The 3566-nt window shown below is 56.1% G+C and carries 4 protein-coding genes; all 4 read right to left on the bottom strand.

What is annotated here, in order from left to right; translation table 11 throughout:
- Positions 1-264 precede the first annotated feature (264 nt).
- Positions 265-852, bottom strand: coding sequence for a urate hydroxylase PuuD (locus ACWVCN_RS03535; protein ID WP_455244133.1), 588 nt, complete (start codon positions 850-852; stop codon positions 265-267).
- A gap of 77 nt (positions 853-929) precedes the next feature.
- Positions 930-1868, bottom strand: a complete 939-nt coding sequence (gene mdh / locus ACWVCN_RS03530) for a malate dehydrogenase (RefSeq protein WP_455244132.1) — start codon at positions 1866-1868, stop codon at positions 930-932.
- Between the two features lie 87 nt (positions 1869-1955).
- Positions 1956-2366, bottom strand: coding sequence for a hypothetical protein (locus ACWVCN_RS03525; RefSeq protein ID WP_455244131.1), 411 nt, complete (start codon positions 2364-2366; stop codon positions 1956-1958).
- Positions 2367-2396: 30 nt separating this feature from the next.
- On the bottom strand, positions 2397-3566 hold a 1170-nt coding region (locus tag ACWVCN_RS03520), incomplete at its 5' end, for a VWA domain-containing protein (RefSeq protein WP_455244130.1).

The raw sequence follows: 3566 nt of genomic DNA, 5'->3' as shown, positions 1-3566 counted from the left end.
CCTTCGACCTTCGGGACAAGGCGTGATTCTGCCAGGACTGTCATCGTGAAATATCCCACTCCACAAAATGAGAAAGGCGAAAAGCTACTATACGGTTCCCCCCGCTACTCCGTCAAGGAAAGGAGTCAGGAATAGGCCTGAATCTCAACAAGTTAGGACCACAGCCCTAGATCAATCCTGGGCATATTGGCCGCTGATTGAGGAAAGCGAGAACAGAGGACACAGCTGTGCCGATGGAGATTTTCCACCGGCACAGGAAATCAATTACTTGAAGTGGCTTCCGGCTCCCATGAAGAAAAGCATGGGAATTGAGAGCAGGACGTTGACACGCGACGCCAGCAACGCCGTACGACCCCACTGAGCCAGTTCAGCGGGCGGAGGAGTACCCTGGGCAGATGCTGCCGCGGCGGCAATAATCTTTTTCTGGTTTGGCCAGATGATCGCATGCACGTTCGCCATCATGATGATTCCCAGCAAGCCACCGATTCCAAGCGCGATGGCTCCCGTTCCACCCTTGGAATAGAGGTAGAAGTAGAGCACGATCCCCGCGAGAACCGTGAATGTCGCCCCATGCCTGAAATAATTCAATGCGGTCGGCATGAGTTTCGGAATCACGATATTCTTCGTCGGCCCTTCCAGGCTCTTGAGAAATCCCGCGTTCACAAAATTAAAAAAGTACAACAGTCCAATCCAGGTAATGCCCGCGATGAAATGAACCCATCGGGCGATCATGCCGACCCAGTCCGCTTCACCGCCACCAATTCCTGACAGGCCCAAGAACACAACAATCAACACTAGCGTCAACGCAAAACCAACTCCCGTTGTTTGGAACGGATCTTCAAGAAATTTCATACGGCCCCCTTAAGTTAGTGCGGTGCTAAGTTGCCCTCTGTACTGCAGCCCTTCATCCGATGTCAAGCGACGCTGACCTATCCCATCAATCGATCGACGGTCGCGCAGAGTTCGTGCACGGCGTTGGCCGAGGTTTCCAAGGCCTTTTGCTCATCGGCCGTCAGGTCATAGATCATGACCTGCTCAGCTCCACCACGACCGAGTTTCACCGGCACACCGACCACGACGTTCTGCAACCCATACTCGCCTTCGCACAAAACAGCGCAGGGCAGTACGCGCTTCTGATCTTTGTGAATCGCTTCGACCATATCCACCGCCGAGGCGGACGGCGCATAGAACGCACTGCCAGTTTTGAGCAGACCCACGATTTCAGCACCCCCATCCCGTGTTCGCTTGACAATTGCGTCCAGTTTTTCCTTCGACATCAGATCTGACACCGGCTTTCCCTTCACCGTCGTATAGCGCGGCAGCGGCACCATGGTATCGCCATGTCCGCCCATCACCATCGCCTGGACTTCCGGCCCCGGAACGTTTAATTCCGCCGCAATAAAAGTTCTCATGCGGGCTGAGTCCAGCACACCAGCCATACCGATGATTTTCGACTTCGGCAGGCCGCTCACCTTCTTCGCCACATGTACCATGGCATCCAACGGATTGGTGACAAGAATCAAGATGATTTCCGGAGAGCGGGACACGAGTTCCTTGACGACTGACTTCACGATTTTGGCATTCGTCGCGAGCAATTCATCCCGACTCATACCGGGCTTTCGTGGAATGCCGGAGGTAATGACTGCAATGGACGAGCCGGCTGTTTCAGCATAGCCGTTGGTCCCTACAACCTTCGTGCTGTACCCGCAGACAGGACCGGCCTGCAAAATATCAAGGGCCTTCCCTTGGGGAACCCCTTGGACGATATCGACCAGCACAACGTCATAGGTATCCTTCTCGGCCAGCCGTTGCGCCGTTGTCCCACCGACATTTCCCGCCCCAACCACCGTGATCTTCGGTCGCCCCATTTCCATTCCTCCTGTCACAGACTGAGGCTGAGGTTGAGACCTAGACACTTCGACTCCCTCATCTTCCCCTTAACCTTGCCCTGAACCTCAACCATCATGGCCGTGTTCCGTCCAGCCTGCCACCTTGAAATTGATCGTACAGACGAAATTCTCGCCATCATAGAAATTGACCTTGATCTTCTTCTTGCCGTACGTTTTTGCCAGAAATTCCTCCGGGTTGTCGACCAATTCTTGGTAGCCGCCGGCCGGATATTCACCGAGATCGTGGAAGACCACGATCATCCCTGTTTTAACCTCCTGCAGCACTTTGGCGGAGCAGCGGGGATAGACCTCCCAAAACTTGGCCTCGATCATCTCCTTGGTCGGCTCGGGCCGGTCCTCGCCGGGCTTCACAGGCTGCGCGAATTTCGCCAACCGCCTCACGTAGGGATATTGATGCCCGGTGAATAACTTATACAGCCAGGGCGGCACCGTCGGTCTTCCTGGTTGCTCAGCCATCAATCCTTTCTACCCCTGACCCAACACCAGTTACGCCGTCAACCGCTGATAGATCCGTGGCAGCCTCTTCGGAAGCGACTCGATCCGATCGATGACCGTATAGTGCACGTCACCATACATGCGGCGCAAGTAGCGATCCGCCTCCCGATCGACCGTGACACAGAAGGGATCGATCCCCTGCTGCCTGGCTTCCCGCAAGGCCGCCTTAGTATCCTCGAGCGAGTATTCGTCCTTGTAGTCACCGTCCAGCGGTCTACCGTCGCTCACAAGCATCAAGATACGGGTCTTGACCTCACATCGCTTTAGTTTGGCCACGGCATGCCGGATCGCCGCACCATCTCGGTTCTGCTGGCCCGGGGTCAGTCCGCCCAAACGATGGGCCGTCGACGTCCCCAATCGCTCATCAAAGTCCTTGACGGTCAAGAAATCCACCGAAGCACGGCCTTGGCCCGAGTAGGCATACAACGCAAATTGATCGCCCACTGCATCCAACGCTTCGGACAGCAACACCAGGCTCTCCCGCTCGACATCGATCACCCGCCGTCCGCTTTCGACTTGCCGGCTCGTCGAGCCGCTCACGTCGACCAATACTGCTACCGCAACATCACGTTCCTTTTTCTCGCGTCGCACGTACACTCGGTCGCTGCCTTCAAAGCCTGCCCGCTGTTCGGCTGCACGCCGTACCACGGCATCAATGTCCACATCTTCTCCATCAACCTGACCAGGCAAGCGACGATAGGCCACAGGCCGCAGGCTTTCGAAAAACCGCCGCATAGACCGGATCACACTCTGGTGCGCAGTCAGCACGGAAGACACTGACTCGTCAGACCCTGCCTCGGCCTGACGTTCGACGACACAGCACCAATTCATCCGGTAATCTTGAATGGTATGGTCCCATTCTGGATACCGTATAGCGCGCTGACCCGAATTCAAATATTCCGGCGCTGGAAGCGATTCCACCTCCAGTGACAGCAACTCTTCCACCACCGAGGGGAGCGAACGCCCACCGCCCAAGACGTCGCCGGACATGGATTCCTCCTGTCCGCGTTGGTGACCCTGACCGGCTCCGGAGCGCTCTTTCGATCCGGCCCCCTGACTCGCCGTCTGTTCAAGATCCGACGTGCGTTGACCTTCCTGCTCCACATTCCGTGCGATGAATTCAGGATTCAACTCTCCACGATAAACCCAATTCGTCACGGG

The organism is Petrachloros mirabilis, assembly GCF_975968855.1.
This window is presented reverse-complemented; position numbering and strand designations above follow the sequence as displayed.

Bases quoted from the DNA above. Each gene is read 5' to 3' on its own strand.
- ACWVCN_RS03535 (WP_455244133.1), bottom strand. From the start codon at position 852: ATGAAATTTCTTGAAGATCCGTTCCAAACAACGGGAGTTGGTTTTGCG.
- mdh (WP_455244132.1), bottom strand. From the start codon at position 1,868: ATGGGGCGACCGAAGATCACGGTGGTTGGGGCGGGAAATGTCGGTGGG.
- ACWVCN_RS03525 (WP_455244131.1), bottom strand. From the start codon at position 2,366: ATGGCTGAGCAACCAGGAAGACCGACGGTGCCGCCCTGGCTGTATAAG.